The sequence below is a fragment of the Lentzea sp. NPDC042327 genome (genome assembly GCF_040647275.1).
In the GTDB taxonomy this organism is placed as follows: domain Bacteria; phylum Actinomycetota; class Actinomycetes; order Mycobacteriales; family Pseudonocardiaceae; genus Lentzea.
In genome coordinates this window covers 123,063-142,149 of the sequence record NZ_JBEZBX010000008.1, presented here as the reverse complement: position 1 = coordinate 142,149, position 19,087 = coordinate 123,063, and the positions used below count along the sequence as shown (strand labels likewise).

The 19,087-nt window shown below is 70.6% G+C and carries 20 protein-coding genes; 9 read left to right on the top strand and 11 right to left on the bottom strand.

What is annotated here, in order from left to right:
- The first annotated feature begins 138 nt into the window (after nt 1-138).
- The gene (locus AB0A63_RS21640) at nt 139-1,182 is read left to right on the top strand and encodes an NAD(P)-binding domain-containing protein (protein WP_360394098.1); all 1,044 of its coding nucleotides are present in this window, start codon (nt 139-141) and stop codon (nt 1,180-1,182) included.
- Nucleotides 1,183-1,188: 6 nt separating this feature from the next.
- Here AB0A63_RS21640 and AB0A63_RS21635 read toward each other — a convergent pair whose 3' ends face one another.
- The 3 genes from AB0A63_RS21635 to AB0A63_RS21625 form a co-directional block, all read right to left on the bottom strand.
- Nucleotides 1,189-1,782 (bottom strand): DUF6801 domain-containing protein, encoded by a 594-nt coding sequence (locus tag AB0A63_RS21635; protein ID WP_360394095.1) that lies wholly within the window; start codon nt 1,780-1,782, stop codon nt 1,189-1,191.
- Between the two features lie 135 nt (nt 1,783-1,917).
- Nucleotides 1,918-2,991 (bottom strand): helix-turn-helix domain-containing protein, encoded by a 1,074-nt coding sequence (locus AB0A63_RS21630; RefSeq protein ID WP_360394093.1) that lies wholly within the window; start codon nt 2,989-2,991, stop codon nt 1,918-1,920.
- 166 nt (nt 2,992-3,157) lie between these two features.
- The gene (locus AB0A63_RS21625) at nt 3,158-3,829 is read right to left on the bottom strand and encodes a dienelactone hydrolase family protein (protein ID WP_360394090.1); all 672 of its coding nucleotides are present in this window, start codon (nt 3,827-3,829) and stop codon (nt 3,158-3,160) included.
- 97 nt (nt 3,830-3,926) lie between these two features.
- Here AB0A63_RS21625 and AB0A63_RS21620 point away from each other — a divergent pair, with 97 nt between their 5' ends.
- On the top strand, nt 3,927-4,700 hold the full coding sequence (locus AB0A63_RS21620; protein WP_360394087.1) for an HAD family hydrolase: 774 nt from the start codon (nt 3,927-3,929) through the stop codon (nt 4,698-4,700).
- 3 nt (nt 4,701-4,703) lie between these two features.
- On the opposite strand, the gene AB0A63_RS21615 is transcribed toward AB0A63_RS21620, so the two are convergent.
- Both AB0A63_RS21615 and AB0A63_RS21610 read right to left on the bottom strand, forming a co-directional pair.
- Nucleotides 4,704-5,048: an NTP pyrophosphohydrolase gene (locus AB0A63_RS21615; RefSeq protein WP_360394084.1), complete on the bottom strand. Its 345-nt coding sequence runs from the start codon at nt 5,046-5,048 to the stop codon at nt 4,704-4,706.
- Between the two features lie 15 nt (nt 5,049-5,063).
- Nucleotides 5,064-6,437, bottom strand: coding sequence for a S28 family serine protease (locus AB0A63_RS21610; protein WP_360394081.1), 1,374 nt, complete (start codon nt 6,435-6,437; stop codon nt 5,064-5,066).
- 135 nt (nt 6,438-6,572) lie between these two features.
- Here AB0A63_RS21610 and AB0A63_RS21605 point away from each other — a divergent pair, with 135 nt between their 5' ends.
- Both AB0A63_RS21605 and AB0A63_RS21600 read left to right on the top strand, forming a co-directional pair.
- Nucleotides 6,573-7,754 carry a hypothetical protein gene (locus AB0A63_RS21605; protein ID WP_360394078.1) on the top strand — a complete coding sequence of 394 codons (1,182 nt, stop codon included), beginning with the start codon at nt 6,573-6,575 and terminating at the stop codon, nt 7,752-7,754.
- A gap of 5 nt (nt 7,755-7,759) precedes the next feature.
- Entirely contained in the window at nt 7,760-8,896 is a 1,137-nt protein-coding gene (locus tag AB0A63_RS21600) for a hypothetical protein (protein WP_360394075.1), read from the top strand.
- Here the strand turns inward: AB0A63_RS21600 and AB0A63_RS21595 are convergent.
- Both AB0A63_RS21595 and AB0A63_RS21590 read right to left on the bottom strand, forming a co-directional pair.
- Complete coding sequence (locus AB0A63_RS21595; protein WP_360394073.1) at nt 8,893-9,747, bottom strand: NAD(P)-dependent oxidoreductase; 855 nt, start codon at nt 9,745-9,747, stop codon at nt 8,893-8,895. The genes AB0A63_RS21600 and AB0A63_RS21595 overlap by 4 nt on opposite strands.
- A gap of 229 nt (nt 9,748-9,976) precedes the next feature.
- A complete protein-coding gene (locus AB0A63_RS21590) occupies nt 9,977-10,123 on the bottom strand; it encodes a hypothetical protein (protein WP_167969512.1) in 147 nt (48 codons plus the stop codon).
- Nucleotides 10,124-10,483: 360 nt separating this feature from the next.
- Here AB0A63_RS21590 and AB0A63_RS21585 point away from each other — a divergent pair, with 360 nt between their 5' ends.
- The gene (locus AB0A63_RS21585; protein WP_360394070.1) at nt 10,484-11,092 is read left to right on the top strand and encodes an SIMPL domain-containing protein; all 609 of its coding nucleotides are present in this window, start codon (nt 10,484-10,486) and stop codon (nt 11,090-11,092) included.
- 56 nt (nt 11,093-11,148) lie between these two features.
- Here AB0A63_RS21585 and AB0A63_RS21580 read toward each other — a convergent pair whose 3' ends face one another.
- Together AB0A63_RS21580 and AB0A63_RS21575 are read right to left on the bottom strand one after the other, a co-directional pair.
- Nucleotides 11,149-12,120 (bottom strand): serine hydrolase domain-containing protein, encoded by a 972-nt coding sequence (locus tag AB0A63_RS21580; protein ID WP_360394067.1) that lies wholly within the window; start codon nt 12,118-12,120, stop codon nt 11,149-11,151.
- A 58-nt stretch (nt 12,121-12,178) separates the two neighbouring features.
- The gene (locus tag AB0A63_RS21575; protein ID WP_360394064.1) at nt 12,179-13,384 is read right to left on the bottom strand and encodes an acetyl-CoA C-acetyltransferase; all 1,206 of its coding nucleotides are present in this window, start codon (nt 13,382-13,384) and stop codon (nt 12,179-12,181) included.
- 53 nt (nt 13,385-13,437) lie between these two features.
- Here AB0A63_RS21575 and AB0A63_RS21570 point away from each other — a divergent pair, with 53 nt between their 5' ends.
- Complete coding sequence (locus AB0A63_RS21570) at nt 13,438-14,673, top strand: 3-oxoacyl-ACP reductase (RefSeq protein ID WP_360394062.1); 1,236 nt, start codon at nt 13,438-13,440, stop codon at nt 14,671-14,673.
- A complete protein-coding gene (locus AB0A63_RS21565; protein WP_360394811.1) occupies nt 14,673-15,434 on the top strand; it encodes a MaoC/PaaZ C-terminal domain-containing protein in 762 nt (253 codons plus the stop codon). The genes AB0A63_RS21570 and AB0A63_RS21565 overlap by 1 nt, the downstream gene beginning before the upstream one ends.
- Here AB0A63_RS21565 and AB0A63_RS21560 read toward each other — a convergent pair.
- Nucleotides 15,423-16,058, bottom strand: coding sequence for a TetR/AcrR family transcriptional regulator (locus AB0A63_RS21560; RefSeq protein WP_360394060.1), 636 nt, complete (start codon nt 16,056-16,058; stop codon nt 15,423-15,425). The two genes, AB0A63_RS21565 and AB0A63_RS21560, sit on opposite strands and share 12 nt — an antisense overlap.
- Before the next feature lie 101 nt (nt 16,059-16,159).
- On the opposite strand from AB0A63_RS21560, the gene AB0A63_RS21555 reads away from it, so the two are divergent.
- Together AB0A63_RS21555 and AB0A63_RS21550 are read left to right on the top strand one after the other, a co-directional pair.
- On the top strand, nt 16,160-16,789 hold the full coding sequence (locus AB0A63_RS21555; RefSeq protein WP_360394057.1) for an SCP2 sterol-binding domain-containing protein: 630 nt from the start codon (nt 16,160-16,162) through the stop codon (nt 16,787-16,789).
- Nucleotides 16,790-16,801: 12 nt separating this feature from the next.
- Nucleotides 16,802-18,016, top strand: coding sequence for an acyl-CoA dehydrogenase family protein (locus AB0A63_RS21550; RefSeq protein WP_360394054.1), 1,215 nt, complete (start codon nt 16,802-16,804; stop codon nt 18,014-18,016).
- A 142-nt stretch (nt 18,017-18,158) separates the two neighbouring features.
- Here AB0A63_RS21550 and AB0A63_RS21545 read toward each other — a convergent pair whose 3' ends face one another.
- A complete protein-coding gene (locus AB0A63_RS21545) occupies nt 18,159-19,082 on the bottom strand; it encodes a MerR family transcriptional regulator (RefSeq protein ID WP_360394052.1) in 924 nt (307 codons plus the stop codon).
- Between the last annotated feature and the right edge of the window lie 5 nt (nt 19,083-19,087).

The following is a 19,087-nucleotide window of genomic DNA, read 5'->3' as shown; positions in this document are numbered from 1 at the left end:
CGCGACCGCGCGGCCCCCGCGAGCAGCAACCCCGGCCACGCGCCCGCCGAGCCGGGCGCGACCGGCCGAACCTGTCGACGTCGACAGGTTCTGAACCGTTTACGTGCCGTCGGCGTAGAGGTCGCCGGGAGGTGCGCGATGGTGGAGTACCTGGTGATCGGCGCCGGTCCGGCGGGTCTGCAGATGGGGCACTTCCTGCACGAGGCCGGGCGCGACTACGTGATCCTCGAAGCGGGGCCGTCGGCGGGCACGTTCTTCCGCGAGTTCCCGCGGCACCGGGTGCTGGCGACGGACGACAACTCGTTGTTCGGCACGCCGTTCGAGCGGTACAGCAAGCGGGCGTTCCCGCCGGCGGACGAGCTGGTGCGGTACCTGGAGGACTTCGCGCGGCCGTTGCACGTGCGGTACCGGACGCGGGTCGAGGGCATCCGGGGCAACGAGGTCCGGCACGCGCACGGGCGGATCGAGGCGGAGCGGATCATCCTCGCCACCGGGCGGGCGAAGGAGCACCTGCCGCGGATCGAGGGGATCGGGCTCGCGGAGACGTATGCGACGGCCAGCACCGACCCGACGGTGTACGCGGGGCAGCGGGTGCTGATCATCGGGCGGGGACACAGCGCGTTCGAGACGGCGGACCTGGTGTCGTCGACGGCGGCGGTCACCCACACGGTGGGGCGGACCGTGCGGCGGATCGCCAGGCACGGCAAGGGGTTCAAGGCGGTGCTGGACACCGGGGAGCTGTACTACGACCGGGTCATCGCGTGCACCGGGTTCAAGCGGGACACCACGCTCGACGTGCCGCACGTGCACCTGGCGGCGGGTGACTCGATCAGGGCGATCCGGCACTCGACGAGGGCGCTGCACCGGACGCTGGAGGCCGAGCACCACGGGGTGCCGTGGCCGCACCGCAAGCTGCGCAACCGGCCGGACGCGCTGGCGGCGGCGATCGCGACCAGGGCTCGGGAGATCCCGGAGGGGCTGGCGGATGTCGTTGTGCCGCAAGGGCAGAACGCACTGCTCTACGACGAGATGCCGGCCAGGCGGCGCACCGGGTTCGTCGTCACCAACGCGCAGGTCGAGCACTACCGGCACAACGAGCTGATCGCCGTGGAACGCAGGCTGCACCGCAAGCCGCTGGAGAGGTTCTTCTCCACGCAGCTCGCGGTGCCTTGTATCGCCTGAAAGGCCTTACACCACCGGGAACTCGTGCAGCTTGGTGTTCTGGCCGGCCTTGACGGTGCACGGCGAGGTGAAGGTGCCGAGGAACGTCGTCGAGCCGTCCGCGTGGCGCGGGGTGAGCGTCAGCGAGGCGTTGCCGAGGTTGACCGTGGTGGTGCCCGCCTTGGTCAGCGTCAGCGACGGGAACGTGCCGGTGCCGGTCACGTTGAACGTCCCGGAGGAGGCGACGTTCGTCTTCGGGATCGCGAGCGTCGCCGTGACCGACGAGACGCTGCCCGCGTTGTTGATCGTGTTCGTGGTGCTCAGCGTGCCCTCGACGGTCGCGGCGCCGAGCCAGTTCAGCACGCCCGTGGCCGCGGCGGAGACGGTCGAGACGACCTGGGTCTGACCGCCCGCGGTGGGCGTGCCGACGGTGGCGGAGTCCGGCAGGTTCGTCGCGGTGACCGTGGACGGCTGGTCCTGCAGGCCGATCAGGGTGAACGTGCAGGAGTACGTGATGTTCAGGGTCACGTCGGCGGCCTGGCTGGTGCCCGCCGCGACAATGCTCGTCGCTCCGGCGAACAGGACGACCGCGGCGGCACGTGCGATGATTCCGAGTTTCATGGCAGGGTTCTCCTGAGTGCGGCATCGAACTGCAGGGAATGGAGCTACTGGTCAGTAAGGTAGCGACGCCGACAATGCAAAGCAAGCATTAGCGCGTTTTTGTCATCCGCGTAATAATTGCCGCGGTGCGATTTGTCAGTCGAGACCCAAAAACGCGCGGACCCGCAGTGCGAGTTCGAGCGTGAAGCGTTCGCCGGCGTCCTGCAAACGGTCGCCGAACAGTTCCTCCAACTGGTTCACCCGGTATCGCACGGTCTGCGGGTGGACCGCCAGCCTGGCCGCGATCTCCGGTGCGCCACCGCGGGCGGAGAGCCAGGCGAACAACGTCTCGGCGAGCTTCGTGCGTTGCCGGGCGGTCAACGGCGCGAGGGGCGCCAACGCGCGTTCGGCCAGCTGACGGGCCAGGAACTCGTCGGCGAGCAGGGTCAGCTCGACCAGGTGGTCGGCGCAGTCGAGCACCTGGTCACCGGGCAGCACCCCGGCGTTCGACAGCGCCAGCACCCGGCGGGCGCAGGCCAGCGACCGGCGCGCCTCCCGCGGTGGCACGGCCAGCCCCACCACGGCCCGCCAGCCCACCGCGCGGACCATGCGCGGCACCTCGACCGGGTTCGGGACCAGCACGTACGGCGTGGCGTCTTCGAGGTTGACCAGCACGTCCTGCGGCAGCAGCAGCTCGTCGACGTGCCCGGACGACGGCTCCAGCGCCACCGCGCACAGCGAGTCCGGCATCGGCCACGCCGCCACGTCCGCCGCGTCGACGACCGACTGCCACGGCACCGGTGGGTCACCGACCAGCAGCTCCGTCAGCCGCCGGCGCTTGCGCTCCAGCGTGCCGGCGGCACTGGCCTGAGCCGCGGCGTACCCGTCGACCGACAGGCTCACCAGCTCGTCGACGTGCGCGATCATGGCTTCGCCGAGCACGCTCATCAGGTGCAGCGACAGCGTCCGCCGCTCCGCGAACGCGCACACGTGCCGCCACGCCACCCGAGCGCCGATCCGGTAGGCCGCCTGCAGGCTGTCCAGGCTGCGGCCGGACTTGAACTCCCAGGCGCCGAGCTTGCGGTGGATGTCGTGCGGGTAGACCAGCGCATCGGGTGCCGCGATGTGGTCGACGAACTTGTCCAGCGCCTGCTGAATGCCTTCGATGACGTTTTCCCGGAAATGCTGGTACTCCGGAATCGATTTCTCGATCGCCTCGAAGATGCTCACGGCGAGCGGCGGTATCTCCCGACGCAGAAGTGGCGCGAGTTCGCGGGGCACCGAACTGCGTGGATCGTCCGGTTGGCTCATTCACCCTCCCACTGCCCGGAGCGTACGGGGCAGGTGAAAGGACGTCGTCAGCCAACCGGACGAAGCCGCAGTCGGGACAACCGCACTACGCCACGGGCAGGGTGCGGTCCAGGAACGCCGTCGTCAGGTCCCACGCGCGGTCGGCGGCGGCCTTGTCGTGGAAGTGGCCGAGGTGGTTGTGGAACGCGTGCCCGGCCGGCTGCAGGTGCACCTCGGCGCCCTCGTGCGAGTCGGACGCGTCGACCACCTTCTGGTAGCCGGGGATGAAGTCGTCCTCGGTGCCGAAGTGGAAGATGATCGGGCAGGACACCTGGTCCAGCAGCGCGACCTGGTCCGGCACGCCCGAGCCGTAGAACGACACGGCGGTGTCCGGGTCGGAGACCGCGGCGGCGTTGAACGCGAGCGTCCCGCCCAGGCAGAAGCCGAACACGCCGACCCCGCCGGAGACCTCGGGCAGCGAGCGCAGGTACTGCACCGACGCGACCACGTCCTGCACGGCCTGCGGGAAGTCCAGGCCCTGCACGACCTCCATGGACCGCGCGACGCCGGCCTCGTCGTGCTCGCCGACCCAGCCCGGCTGGAAGCGGTGGAAGAGCTCGGGGATCGCCACGACGTACCCGCGCGCGGCGAGGTCGGCGGCGACCCCCTGCAGGTAGGAGTCCAGCCCGAAGATCTCCTGGATCAGCACGATGCCGGGGCCGGTTCCGCTCTCCGGCAACCAGACCGGGAGCGGGATGTCGTTCACGCGGTGAGTCATGGGGTGATCCTGCCGGAAGGTCGACTTCGCGCCCACGCCCGCCCGTGCGACGGGAAAACCCGTCCCGCACGCGCGGCCGGTGCCCGATAATCGGCCGATGATCAGGCTGATCGCCACCGACCTCGACGGCACCCTGCTGCAGCCGGGCGGTGTGCTCAGCGACCGCACGCGCGCCACGCTGGAGGCCGTCGACGCGGACGTCGTCGTGGTGACCGCCCGGCCGCCGCGGTTCGTGGCGGACCTCGGGTTCACCGGGACCGCGGTCTGCTCCAACGGGGCGATCGTCTACGACCTGGCCGGCCAGAGCGTCACGCACGCGCAGACGGTGCCGCTGGACGTCGTGCGGACGGTGTCGGAGGCGCTCGCGAACGTCATCCCGAACGTCGGCATCGCGGTCGAGACCGGCCTGGAGGTGTTGTGCGAGCCCGCTTTCCGCGGGTTCAGCGCCAACAACCCGCACCGGACGCTGGAGCTGCTCGACCACGTCCTCGACGAGGCGCACCAGGTGGTGCAGATGCTCGCGTGGGCGCCGGACAGCGAGTCCGACCACATGATGGAGATCGCCAGGGAGGCGGTCGGCCAGCACGTCTCGGTCACGCACTCGGGCGGGCTCGGGCTGCTGGAGATCAGCCCGCCGGGGGTGTCGAAGGCCGCCACGCTCGAAGCCCTCTGCGCGACGCGCGGCATCGGTCAGCACGAGGTCGTCGCGTTCGGGGACATGCCCAACGACCTGTCGGTGCTCGGCTGGGCGGGCACGGCGTACGCGATGGGCAACGCGCACCCGCTCGTGAAGCAGGCCTGTGCGAACCACGCGCCGCCGAACACGGAGGACGGCGTCGCACAGGTCCTCGAACGGCTCTTCCGCCTCTAGGGACTAACGGCGCGGCACCGAGGTGGGTCCGGCCACCTCGGCACCGAGCTCCGCCACCCGCCGCCGCAGCTCGCGGTCGGCGGTCACGACCGTCACCGCGCGGCCGGCGCCCTCGGTGCGCACGACCTCGACGACGGTGTCGTCACCGGAGTGCTCCGCGGCGACGACCCGCACGTCGTCGACGCTGGACACGGTGCGCGCCTTGCCTTCCACGACCAGGACGACCTCCTCGTCCCGGCCGCGCAGCGCGTCGCGCAGGCGTTCGGCCGCGCCCGCGCGGTCGCGCCACCACCCGTCGGGCACCGAGCCCACGACGTTGGCGGCGTCGACCACGAGCAACGGCTTCACGCCCGTCAGCCTGCCTCAGCCGCGGCGGGCCCGCAGCGCGTCCAGCGAGTCCGGGTCGGGGCCGGTGTCGGACAGCGCGGCCGAGACCGGGGAGGACACGCCGGCCCACCGCAGCACCGCCGCCGTGGCCGCCGCGCGCCGGTCCTCCGGCAGCTTCGCGATGTTCGCGCCGTGGTTGCCGGCGGGCACCTCGAACGACAGCGAGTCACGGGTGCCGGGCCCGAGCCGGAACGGTTCCGCGCTCCACGGGTCGTTCTGCCCGTACACGAACAGCAGGCGGTTGCCCTGGTGGCGCACCCAGCGGTCGACGTCCTTCATGGCGTGCCGGTCGAAGCGCGGGAACCTGATGTCGGGGGACACCATCGTGCGCGGCACCGAGACGCCGGGGTGGCGCAGCAGGTCCGCCACCGCCGACTCGTCCGCCTCCGGCCAGCCGAGCTGCGTGCCCGCCTGGTAGTAGTACGCCGCGTAGGGCGCGACGCCCGCGTCGTTGTAGAAGTCCCAGCCGACGGTCTTGTCGATGAACGTCCAGAGGTCGTCCACGGACGCGCCGGCGCCCGGAACCAGCGCGCACTGCTCCTGGGTGCCGTACTGCCAGAACGTGAACGGCGTGTCGAGCACCAGCACCTCCAGCGCCCGGTGCCCGCCGCCGAACTGCTGGAACGTGTAGCCCCGCGCGGTCAGCCTGGCCACGATCTCGTCGCGGTGCTGCAACAGCTGCCGCTGCACGCCTTCGAGCCGGCGGTTGCAGGACGGGTCGGTGCCCACCTCGCGGATGAACTCGCCGTAGGTGTCGCGGTCGTTCACCACGTCGTTCGGCGTGACGTAGGCGATGGTGGCGTCGACGTCGCGCGGGAAGAACCGCCGGTGGTAGATCGACGTCATGCCGCCCTTGCTGGCACCGGTCGACAGCCACTTCGCGCCGTAGAGCTCCTTGAACGCCGTGACGATCCGGTGGTGGTCGTTGGCCGCCTGCCAGATGGTCAGGTCGTCCCAGTCGGCCGGTGACGGGCGCGAGGGCGCGAAGAACCGCTGTTCGACGCTGAGCTGGTTGCCGTCGACGAGCCGGGCCGGTTCGGAGGCGCCGATCGTGCCGGGCAGGTTGTAACCCGTGGTGTGCAGCACCATCGGGCGGGAGACGTCCTTGTGCAGCAACGAGAACCGCTGCTCGAACCGCTGGCCGCGCGGCTTGCGGTGGTCCGCGGGCTGCTGGATGCCGAGCACGAACGTCCTGGCGGTGCCGGACGTGCCCTCGCTGATGATCCGCACACCGGGGATGGCTGCGATGCGGTCCTTGATGTCGGTGGCGGCGGTCGCGACCGCCGCTGTGGCCGTGACCTGCGCTGATACCAGGCCGAACGCCAGCAGGGAGCGTACGAGTCTGTTCACGCTCCGACGCTAGCCAGCGGCGGGCGGGCGGCGGACCGGCCGATCGGCGGGACTGCAGGTGGCTTGCAGCGGACTTGGAGACGCCTTGCAGACCGGCCCCCGAACCTGGGTCCACGTCCGAAGAGGGGGACTGACATGAAGGTTCGAGAACTGCTCGGCACGACAGCCGTGGCCGTCGCGCTCGTCATGGGGACGGCGAACGCGAACGTGGCCACCGCCGACGAGATCGGCGTGATGTTCAACTGCGGCAACTACCCCGCGGGCAAGCAGACCGCGAGGGACGAGGCGCTGGCCAGGTCGACGACGTGGCTCCAGGCGCGGGTGCCGTACAGCCAGAGCGCCTGCCACAACAACCAGTTCGGCTCGTACCGCACCGACTGCAGCGGCTACCTGTCGATGATCTGGGGGCTGGCCCACTCCTACACCACGTCGACGCTGCACCAGGTGTCGCACACGATCAACCGGGCAGACCTGCAGCCGGGTGACGCGCTGAACTGGCCGGGCCAGCACACCGCGTTGTTCCTCGGCTGGGCCGACGCCGCGCGGACGATGCCGCGGGTGCGCGAGCAGGCCGGTCCGAACGGCTCGCCCACGGTGGAGCGCAACTGGTCGGCCACGACGGCCGCCAAGTACACGCCGATCCGCTACAACAACATCGTCTCGTACAACGTCGCCGGCGACATCGGCACGAAGTGGCGTGCGATGGGCGCGGAGAACAGCGTCGTGGGCGCCCCGGTCAACAACGAGCAGGACGGCGCTCCCGGCGGTCGCTGGCAGGGCTTCCAGCACGGCAACATCTACTGGACCCCTGCGCTCAACGCCCACCCGGTCTACGGCGACATCCTGACCCGGTTCATGGACACCGGTGACGAGCACCGCTGGGGCTACCCGGTCAACGACGAGTCGCCCGGCGCGCACGGTGGGCGGTGGCAGCAGTTCCAGACCGCGCACTTCTACTGGACCGCGGCGACCGGCGCCTTCCCCGTGTACGGCGAGATCCTGACCAACTTCATGAACGCGGGCGACGAGCACCGCTGGGGTTACCCGCTCATGGAGGAGGCGGCCGGCGCCAACGGCGGTCGTTACCAGAAGTTCCAGAACGGCATCTGGTACTGGAGCGCGCGCACCAGCGCGTACCCCGTCTACGGCGACATCCTGACCAAGTTCCTGTCGACCGGCGACGAGCACACCCACGGCTACCCGAAGGAAGCCGAGAAGGACTGGGCCGGCGAGACGGGCGGTCGCATGCAGACGTTCGAGAACTCCACCTTCTACTGGACCCCCGCCAAGGGCGCCTGGTCCGTCCGGAACGGGTGACGGCGATGAGGAAGGCAGTTCTCGCTCTCGCAACGCTGTCCCTGCTCCCGCTGGCGGGCGTCGCCCAGGCCGAACCCGCGCACATCTCCAACGCCGAGATGCAGGCGGCGTGCGCGGTGCCGGCCAACCGCGACATCAACGTCACCCGGACCGTCCACGACGTCGGCGTCCGCCGCGGGGTGTCGGCGAAGGTGATGCTCGCCGGGTTCGAGGCGGGCTGGGTCGAGTCGCACATGAACAACCTGGGCTGCGGCGACCGCGACTCGCTCGGCGTGTTCCAGCAACGGCCTTCGCAGGGCTGGGGCACGCCGGAGCAGATCATGAACGTCGCGTACGCCGCCGACCGCTTCTTCGCCGAGGCGCAGCGGGTGGAACCGAAGTACCCGAACCTCACCGCGGGTCTGCTCGCGGACAAGGTGCAGCGCTCGTGCTGTCCCGCCCGCTACGACCAGGCCGAGGCCAAGGCGCGGCAGATGCTCGACGAGGTCAGGATCGCGGTCGGCGGCGACATCGGCGTCAAGTGGCGTGCGATGGGCGCGGAGAACAGCGTCGTCGGCGCGCCTGTGAACAACGAGCAGGACGGCGCTCCCGGCGGTCGGTGGCAGGGCTTCCAGCGCGGCAACATCTACTGGACGCCCGCGCTCAACGCCCACCCCGTGTACGGCGACATCCTGACCCGGTTCATGGACACCGGCGACGAGCACCGCTGGGGCTACCCGGTCAACGACGAGTCACCGGGCGCGCACGGCGGCCGATGGCAGCAGTTCCAGGTGGCGCACTTCTACTGGACAGCGGCCACCGGGGCGTTCCCCGTCTACGGCGAGATCCTGACCAACTTCATGAACGCCGGTGACGAGCACCGCTGGGGTTACCCGCTCATGGAGGAGGCACCGGGGGCGAACGGCGGTCGCTACCAGAAGTTCCAGAACGGCATCTGGTACTGGAGCGCACGCACCAGCGCGTACCCGGTGTACGGCGACATCCTCTCGAAGTTCATGAGCACCGGGGACGAGCACACCCACGGCTACCCGAGGGAGGCCGAGAAGGACTGGGCCGGCGAGGCAGGCGGCCGGATGCAGGTCTTCGAGGGCTCGACCTTCTACTGGACGCCCGCCAAGGGTGCCTGGTCGGTGCGGAACTAGTTCTTGAAGCTGGCGTAGTAGGCGGCGGCCAGGTCCTCGTCGCCGTGGCCTCGGGTGACCGCGCGGTTCAGGCGGGCGCCCGAGGCCTGCGCCACGTCCAGCTGCACCCCGGCCCGCGTGGCCGCCTCGTTCACGAGCAGCGCGTCCTTGAGGGCGTTCTGCACGGTGAACGCCAGCGGGAAGGAGCGTTCGATGATCGCGTTGCCCTTCGTCTGCAGGTACGCGCAGTCCAGCGGGCCACCGGAGACGGCCTCCAGGAACAGCCTCGGGTCGAGACCGGAGGACTCGGCCAGCGCCACGGCCTCACCGACCGCGGCGGTCAGCGAGAGGACCCAGCTGTTCGCGACGAGCTTCAACCGCGTCGCCGCACCCGCCTCACCGACCCACATCGTGCGGGCGCCGATCACGTCGAACACCGGCTGCACCCGTTCGCGCAGCTCCTCGACACCCGCGGCGAGCACGACGAGGGTGCCGTCCTGGGCCGGTTTGGTGCTGCCGAGGACCGGGGCGTCCACGAACTCCAGCCCGAGCGACCGGGCGAGCGCGATGTGGTCCTCGGTCGACTCGATGCCGACCGTGGAGGCCTGGACCCACACCGCGTCGTGCGGCAGCGAGGGGGCCGCGTCCTGCATGGTCGTGGTGACGGCGGGGCCGTCGTTGAGCATCGTCAGCACGACCTCGACGCCGTCGACGGCCCCCGCGGGCGTGTCCACGACGGTGACGCCCTGCGCGGCCAGCGGTTCGGCCTTGGCGCGGGTGCGGTTCCAGACCCGGACGTCGTGTCCGGCGGCGGCGAGGTTGGCTGCGATCGGGGCACCCATGAGGCCGGTGCCGAGCACGGCGATCTTCATGCCCCCAGCAAACAAGAAACCTCGCGGTGCTGCCAGGTCGGGGGTCCGACAGCACCGCGAGGTCATCCGTGACATCGGCGGACCGATGCGCTCTGTTACACGGCCAGCATACTGTGGCGTGTATCACGTTTAACAGAATGAAACCCCTGGAGCGCGGGAGGTGCTCCAGGGGTTCCCGTTGGGGAGGCACTCGCGCCGGGGCGCCGTGCGAGTGCCGGGTTCTCGAGTGTCAGCGCAGGGTGGTGACCTGAGCCTGGGCGATGGCCATCAGCTCGTGACGCATGGCCGGGGTGGTGGCCATGTCGATCGCGCGAGCCACGGCCTTCCGGTTGCGCGCCTCGGCACGACGGGCGCGGAGCTTCGCTGCGAAGTTCATCTCGGTCTGCACTTCCCTCTCGGAGATCTGTTGGGCTGGTGACTCAAGTATGCACCCTGAGCCCGCCGAAAGCACGCGATTATCCGGTGAGGTGGGGCACACGCCGATGAATCGCCGGTGGACAACGTGAACGACCGGACAACACCGGTCATCCCTCACGCCCGGGCAGAGACCGGCCGACGTACGGCCCGGCGGCCCGCTCCGGGCACGCTCCGAGGGGCACGCGGGGACCCCGCCGTGCCCCAGGGGAGTACGAAAGCTCCCCGCGTGCACTCGCGAAGTGAGGATTGGGGGTGCTGGTGGGAGAGCTGCAAGAGGTAGTGGTTGCGGATGGAGTGGGGTGGCGGTTGGGTGGGTGGTGTGGCTGAAGTGGTGACGAAGGGGACCGGCGAGGTCGAGCGGACCGCCGACCGCGCCCAGGTGGACGTGACGTTCGAGGCGCTCGGCGCCGAACGGTCCGAGGCGGTGAGCACGCTCAACCAGCGCATTTCCGCCGTGGAACCGCTGCTGGCGGACTTCGAGGTGCGGTCGCGCCAGCTGTCCGTGCACGACAACTGGGACAACAACCAGCGCATCGGCAGCCGCGCCACCCAGCAGTACGTGATCTGGGTGTCCGACCTCGACAAGCTCGACGGCCTGCTCGCCGAGCTGGTGCAGGCCGAGCCGTCGTGGGTCAACGGACCGTCGTGGACGCTCGTCGACGACACCGAGGCGGTCCGCGAGGCGCAGAAGGAGGCCGTGGCCGACGCGTTGCGCCGCGCCGAGGGCTACGCGAACGCGCTGGGGCGGCGGCTCGGGCCGTTGCTGCGCATCGGCGACACGGACGGCGGCGGCTACTCGCCGAAGATGATGCGCAGCGCGTCGTTCGAGATGGCCGGCCCGGCCGGGATGGTCGACCAGCTGAACCTCAAGGCGCAGCAGATCACGGTCACCGCGTCCTGCACCGCGGCCTGGGCGTTGCTCGACTAGCTCCGGCCCGCCCAGCGCTCCAGGGCAGCCGTGGGCAGTGTGCGCGACGGAGGGTGCTATCCGGCAGCGAGTTCCCAGAAGTCGCGCATGACCGGCGCCGGCTCGGGACTCGTCATGGCCGTGCGCGTGAGCAGCACGGTCACCTTCCGCTGCGCCGGGACGACGTGCAGCGCTGTGCCCGACCCGCCGACCCAGCCGTAGCGGCCGGGGACGTTCCACGGGTCGACGTCCGCTACGTCGACGCTGCCGCCGCAGCCCCAGCCCTGCCCCTCCAGGAAGATCCGCGCGGCCGCCCGCTCGGCCGCCGAGGTCGTGTCGGTCGCGAGCACCGGCAGCAGGTCGCTCGCGAGCAGACCGCGGCCGAACGCCAGCAGGTCGTCCGCCGTGGAGCTCAGGCCACCGGCGCCGGACGGGAAGACGGGGCTCACGAAACCCGTGGCGGTCATGCCGAACGGCGCGAAGACGCGTTCGGCCAGGAAGTCGGGCAACGAGCCGGTGACGCGGTCGAGCAGCACGCCGAGCACGTCGTAGGAGGTGTTGTAGGTCCACCCGGTGCCCGGCTGGTGCAGCAGCGGCACCTCGGCGAGGCGCGGCAACCACTCGTCCGGCGTGGGCAGCTCCGGCACGCCGTGCAGGTGCGCCTTCTCGAACAGCACCCGCGTGGCGGGCAACGAGAAGTCCGCCGTGAAGCCCCAGCCGGACCGCGAGGTCAGCAGGTGCCGGACGGTGATCGGCGTCGTCGCGGGCACCACGTCGTCGGCAGGCCCCTGCGGCGTGCGGACGACCTTCGGCTCGGCCAGTTCCGGCAGCCACCGCGCGACCGGGTCGTCCGGCGCGATCCGGCCGTCGTTCACCAGCAGCTGCGCGGCGTACGCGACGACCGGCTTGGTCACCGACGCGACCGCGAACGCCGAGTCGCGGGTCTCGCCCCCGACCGCCGCGACCTCCACGTCGTCACCGCGGGCGACGAGCGCCACGGCGTTCGGGGTGGTCCCGCGGTGCTTTTCCAGCACGTCCTGCAAGGTCATGGTCGTCATCCTTCTCCGTGAACGGGTCGGATGTGCTGACCTCGGGACCGCGCGGAACTCATCGCTCCAGGATCGCCGTGATCCCCTGGCCGCCGGCCGCGCAGATCGACACGAACCCGCGCCCGCTGCCCTTCTGGTGCAGCAGCTTCGCGAGCGTCGCCACGATCCGCGCACCGGTCGCCGCGAACGGGTGCCCCGCGGCGAGCGACGAGCCGTTGACGTTGAGCTTGGCGCGGTCGATCTCGCCGAGGTCGGTCTCCCAGGCCTTCAGCGTCGCGAGGACCTGGGACGCGAACGCCTCGTGCACCTCGTAGAAGTCGAACTCCTGCAGCTTGAGCCCCGCCTTGTCGAGCATCCGCGGTGCGGCGTGCACCGGGGCCATGAGCAGGCCTTCGCCGCCGTGCACGTGGTCGACGGCGGCGGTCTCGGCGAACGTCAGGTACGCGAGCACCGGGAGGTTGCGGGCCGCCGCCCACTCCTCGGTGGCGAGCAGCACCGCGGAGGCGCCGTCGGACAACGGGGTGGAGTTGCCCGCGGTCATGGTGTCGCCGAAGACCGGCTTGAGCTTGGCGAGCTTCTCGACGCTGCTGTCCGGGCGCAGGTTCTGGTCGCGGGTGAGGCCGAGGTAGGGCGTGACGAGGTCGTCGAAGAAGCCCTCGTCGTAGGCGCGGGCGAGGTTGCGGTGGCTGCGCGCGGTCAGCTCGTCCTGGTCCTCGCGGGTGATGCCGTACTCGGCGGCGGTCAGCGCGGCGTGCTCGCCCATCGACCTGCCGGTGCGCGGTTCGCCGTTGCGCGGCAGGTGCGGGACGACGTGGCCGGGCCGCAGCTTGGCGAGCAGACCGACCTTGCGGGTGCGGTTGAACTCCAGCAGCAGCTTGCGGAAGTCCTCGTTCACGCCGATCGGCGCGTCGCTGGTGGTGTCGACGCCGCCCGCGATGCCGGACTCGATCTGGCCGAGCGCGATCTTGTTGGCCACCGCGATGATCGCCTGCAGGCCGGTGCCGCACGCCTGCTGGAGGTCGTATGCGGGTGTCTGCGGGCTGAGCCTGCTGCCCAGCACCGACTCGCGGACGAGGTTGAAGTCGCGCGAGTGCTTGAGCACGGCGCCGGCGACCACCTCGCCGAGGCGTTCGCCCTGCAACCCGAAGCGGCTCACCAGGCCGTCCAGCACCGCCGTGAACATGTCCTGGTTCGACGCGGTGGCGTACGGGCCGTTCGAGCGGGCGAACGGGATGCGGTTGCCGCCGATGATCGCTACTCGCATGCCGCCATACTACCTACTAGCGGGTAGACTTACTAGCGAGTAGGTTGTGTGACGTGGACAGGTACCAGAAGTTCGCCTCGTCGGGACTCGGCCGCCAGCTCGTGCGCAGGCTCGGCCTGCCGAACCCGCATCCGCTCCGCCGCGACGCCGCACTGGCGACACCGGTCCTGGTCGGTGGCACCCCCCGGCTGCCCTTCCTCAAGACGCTCGAAACCGGCTCGGCGCCCTACGGCGCGCTGGTGTTCGACGCCTCCGGCATCGAGACCGTGGCCGACCTGCGGCAGCTGCACGACTTCTTCCACCCGGTGATCACGCAGCTCGGCCCGTGCGGGCGGGTGGTCGTCATCGGGCGGTCGCCGGACTTGGTGGCGCAGCGGGCCCTCGAAGGGTTCGTGCGCTCGGTCGGCAAGGAGCTGCGCCGCGGCGGCACGGCGAACCTGGTGTACGTGGCCGACGGCGCCGAGGACGGTGCCGAGTCGACGCTGCGGTTCCTGCTGTCCGGGCGGTCCGCGTACGTGTCCGGCCAGGTCGTCCACGTGTCGGGAGCCGCGTCGACCGGCACGCTGGAGGGCAAGGTCGCGCTGGTCACGGGTGCCTCGCGCGGGATCGGCGAGGCGATCGCCACGACGCTGGCCCGCGACGGCGCGCACGTGGTGTGCCTGGACGTCCCGGCGGCCGGCGAGGACCTGTCGAGGGTCGCGAACGCGGTCGGCGGGTCGGCGTTGCAGCTCGACATCACCGGCGACCCGGCTCGGTTGACCTCGTACCTGATGGAACGGCACGGCGGCGTGGACGTCGTCGTGCACAACGCGGGCATCACCCGTGACAAGACGTTGGCGCGCATGGACTCCGACAAGTGGGACGCCGTGCTGGAGGTCAACCTGGCCTGCCAGGAGCGGATCAACGCGGCCCTGTTGGACGGCGACGTGCTGCGGACCGGCGGGCGGATCGTCGGGGTGTCGTCGATCGCCGGGATCGCGGGCAACGTCGGGCAGACCAACTACGCCACCTCGAAGGCAGGCGTGATCGGGATGGTCACGTCGCTGGCACCGGTGCTCGCCGAGCGCGGCGCCACCATCAACGCCGTCGCGCCCGGTTTCATCGAGACGAAGATGACCGCGGCCGTGCCGCTCCTGACCCGCGAGGTCGGGCGGCGGATGAACAGCCTGTCGCAGGGCGGGCTGCCCTCTGACGTCGCGGAGACCGTCGCGTGGTTCGCCGCGCCCGGATCCGGTGGTGTCAACGGGAACGTCGTGCGGGTGTGCGGCCAGATGCTGCTGGGGGCGTGATGTTGCTGAAGGCGGCGCTCACGGCGTTCCGACGCGGTGACTCCCTTGCCGCACAACCGGTCTCGGCCACCTACGACGTCTCGCTCAAGCACCTGGCGGCGTACAACGAGGTGTGCGGGTTCGGGCTGCGCGACGCGTTGCCGTTGACCTACCCGCACGTGCTGGGTTTCCCGTTGCAGCTGGAGCTGATGACGGGGGCCGGTTTCCCGTTCCCGCTGCCCGGTCTGGTGCACGTCGCGAACCGGATCACGCAGTCGCGGCCGTTGCGCCTGGACGAACCGCTGGAGGTCACGGTGTCGGCGCGCGACCTTCGCCCGCACCCGCAGGGCAGCCAGCTCGACGTGGTGACGGCGGTGTCCGGTGTTTGGGAAGGGGTGTCGACCTACCTGCGGCGCACCGGTTCCGGCTCGTCCTCCGGTGAGGAGCTGCGGCGGCCGGCCGGGTCGGCGCAGTGGCGGGTGCCCGCGGACATCGGGCGGCGTTACGGCGCGGTGTCCGGCGACCGCAACCCGATCCACCTGCACCCGTTGAGCGCCAAGCTGTTCGGGTTCCCGCGGGCGATCGCGCACGGGATGTGGACCAAGGCGCGGTGCCTCGCGGCGCTGGAAGGCCGGTTGCCCGAGGCCGTGACGGTGGACGTGAGGTTCAAGAAGCCGTTGCTGATCCCGGGGCGCGTCGAGTTCTCGGCGCGCGAGGACGAGAACGGCTGGGAGTTCGCCGTCTGGGGCAAGGGACCTCACCTGCTCGGCTCAGCGACGTGACGGTGGGTGCCAGACGTTGCCGTCGACGAGGTCGCCGAAGCCCATCCACACGAGGTTCATGAGCCGGGCGGCGACCACGCCGGCCGGTTCCTCGGGGTGGTCGAGCCACCAGTCCGCGAGCGACTCGCCGGCACCGACGAGCGCGGCCGCCAGCGACTCGGCCTCCAGGGTGGTCGCCGGCGCCTTCGTCGACTGGGTGAGCAGCGCCGCGACCAGCGACACCGCGCGCCCGCGCATGTCCGCGAGCTCGGCCGCGAACGGCCCGCCCTGCGAGGACGCCTGCCGGTGCAGCACCTGCCAGCTCGCCCGGTTCTCCCCGACGAACCCGAAGAACGCCCGCAGCCCGCTCCACAGCTGCACGTCTGGTTCCTGGTCGGGCTCGACGCCGGTCGCGATGGCCTCGATCATCCTGGTGGCCTCGCGCCGGATGCAGGTCGCGAACAGCTCCTCCTTCGACCCGAGGTAGGCGTAGAGCATCGGCTTGGAGATGCCCGCGACGTCGGAGATCTCGTCCATCGACGCCGCGTGGAAGCCGAGCCGCGAGAACACGTCGACGGCGGCATCCATGATCTGCCGCTCCCGCACGGCGCGCGGCAAGCGCTTGGCTCGACCTTCTGTGCGCATCACTACCCCTCGGTTCGGAGGTGCAAGATTATCCGATCGGCTTGCCGCTCTATCTACTCGCCAGTAGTCTTACTCGCGAGTAGGTACCAGGAGGTGTCTCGATGACGCACGACCTCACGACCGAGGCGATCGCGAAGCTCAGCCCCGCCGAGCTCATCAGCACGTTGCAGCAGATCTCGCCGGACGACCCCGCGCTGAAGGACGTCGACATCGACGTCATCGCACGCGGCATCGACCCGAAGAAGCTCGGCAAGGACGACTTCGCCGCCCTGCTGAACGCCCTCGGCGCCCTGGCCGACGGCGGCGCGGACCTCGACCTCTCGAAGATGGACCCGTCGAACTTCGCCCGCATCATCTCGCGCGCCTCCAAGGACCAGATCGAGGCGGTCGTCGCGGACCCGGCGCTGCGCGTGCGCGTGCTGGACGAGGTGTTCCGCCGCATGGAGGTCCACTTCCGCGCGGACCGGGCCGGTGCCACCCGCGCCGTCGTGCACTTCCACGTGCTCGAAGACGTCTACGAGGCCATCATCGAAGACGCGACGTGCACCATCAACAAGGGCGTGACCCGCGAGGCCCGCGCCATCGTGACCTTGACGCCGGCCGACTTCCTGAAGCTCGCGACCGGCAACGCGTCGGCCCCCGTGCTGTTCATGACGGGCAAGCTGAAGGTCAAGGGCGACCTGGGGTTCGCGGCCGGGTTCATGAGCCTGTTCAACATCCCGAAGGCGTAGGAAGGTTCTCCCGTGGGTGGCTTCTCGCTCGAACTGAACGAAGACCAGACCGACCTGCGCGACTGGGTGCACGGTTTCGCTCGCGACGTCATCAGGCCGGCGGCCTCGGAGTGGGACGAGCGCGAGGAGACGCCGTGGCCGGTCATCCAGGAGGCCGCGAAGATCGGTCTCTACGGCTTCGAGGCCCTCGCGACCTGGTTCGCCGACCCGATCGGGCTGTCGCTGCCCATCGCCACCGAGGAGCTCTTCTGGGGTGACGCGGGCATCGCGCTGTCGTTGATGGGCACCGGTCTCGCGGTCGCCGGCATCTTCGCGGGCGGCGAGCCGGAACAGCTGGCCGAGTGGGTCCCGGAGTGCTTCGGCGACGAGTCGGACCCGAAGCTGGCGGCGTTCTGCGCCTCCGAACCCCAGGCGGGCTCGGACGTGGCGGGCTACCGGACGCGGGCCCGCTACGACGAGGCCACCGACGAGTGGGTCCTGAACGGCCAGAAGGCCTGGGCCACCAACGGCGGCATCGCGAACGTGCACGTGGTCACCGCAGTCGTCGACCCCGCCCTGGGCTCGCGCGGGCAGGCCGGTTTCATCGTTCCCCCCGGCACCCCCGGCCTGTCGTCACCGGGCAAGATCAAGAAGCACGGCATGCGCGCGTCGCACACCGCCGACGTGTTCCTGGACGACGTGCGGGTGCCGGGCCGTTGCGTGCTGGGCGGTAAGGAGCGGTTGGACGCCCGGCTGGCACGAGCTCGTGAGGGCCTGAAGGCCGGCGGCCAGGCGGCGATGGCGACCTTCGAGACCACCCGCCCGACCGTGGGCGCGATGGCCGTCGGTGTCGCACGGGCCGCCTACGACTACGCGTTGGAGTACGCGAAGGACCGCGAGGCGTTCGGCCGCAAGATCATCGAGAACCAGTCGATCGCCTTCGACCTCGCGAACATGCGGATGGAGATCGACGCGTCACGCCTGCTGGTGTGGCGGGCGGCGTGGATGGGCCGCAACAACGTGCCGTTCACCGCGGGCGAGGGCTCGATGTCGAAGCTGAAGGCGTCCGAGGTGTCGGTGTGGGCGACCGAGCGGGCGATCCACATCCTCGGCGGCGCCGGCTACACGCGGGAGCACCCGGTGGAGCGGATGCACCGGGACGCGAAGATCTTCACCATCTTCGAGGGGACGTCGGAGATCCAGCGGCTGGTGGTGTCGCGGATGATCTCCGGGATGCAGATCAAGTGAGTTGATCACCCCAGGCCGTCCTCAGGCCGTCTGAGGGGCGGGGTCTTGCGAGGCTTGAAGACCCCGTCCACCGCGAGCCGTCCCCTTCGTCGCCACGGGAACGAGCTGGGCGCCCAGCTGATTCCCGCGTCGTGCGCAGGGTCTAGCCCAGCGGCACCCCGGCGGCGCGCAGCCACTCGCGCTCGCGGGTGTTGTCCGGCATGGCGGGCCAGCCGTTGACGCGGCCGATCAGCACCCAGTACCGCTCGGCCCGCGGGTCCGCGAAGTCGGCGAACTCGCGCAGCCGCCGCACGACGGTCTCGTCGTTCGGCACGTCCAGCGCCTCCGCCCACTTCGCGTTGACGCGGGCGACGACCTCCGCGGCCTCCGCCGAGTCCGGTGCGATGCCGGCCTCGATCGCCTGCCGTGCCTGGTCGATGGAGTAGGTGAACGTCTCCATCTGGTTGCCGCCCGACGGCGGGGTCATGTTCACGTTGTCGCGGCGGTACTGCTCGTGCTGCCGGGACATCCGCTTGATCGACGCGCGGAAGTCCGGGTCCTGCACGAGCTTCGCGAGCTCGACCCAGGCCTCCAGCTGTTCCGGCGACGGGTCGTCCGGCAGCTCGATCCGCACGGACCGCATGTGCTGCTCGAACTGCGGGTCCAGCTCGTACGGCCCGAACACGTCCTCGAAGAAGTCGTCGAGGATGCGCTGCCGCTCCTCGTCCGACATGCGGGCCAGCTCGTTCATCAGTTCCATCTCCCCTCCCTTGGCGACGGCGCGCAGCACGGCACGGCGGAGCCGCAACGTCCTCATCTGCGCGTCGATCGCATCAGCGTGTGCACGCGCCACGTCGGTCACCGACACCTCCTTGGCGAGCACCCGCCCGGCCGTCGGCAGGTCCACACCCAGGTCGCGCAGGGTGCGGACGAGCTTGAGCCGGGCGACGGCCTCCGCGTCGTAGGTGCGGTACCCGCCGGCGGTCCGGTCCGTGGGCGGGATGAGGCCCGAGTCCGAGTAGAACCGGATGGTCTTGACGGTCAGGCCGGTCATCCTGGCCAGCTCGCCGATCTGGTAGCGCGTCACGGGGA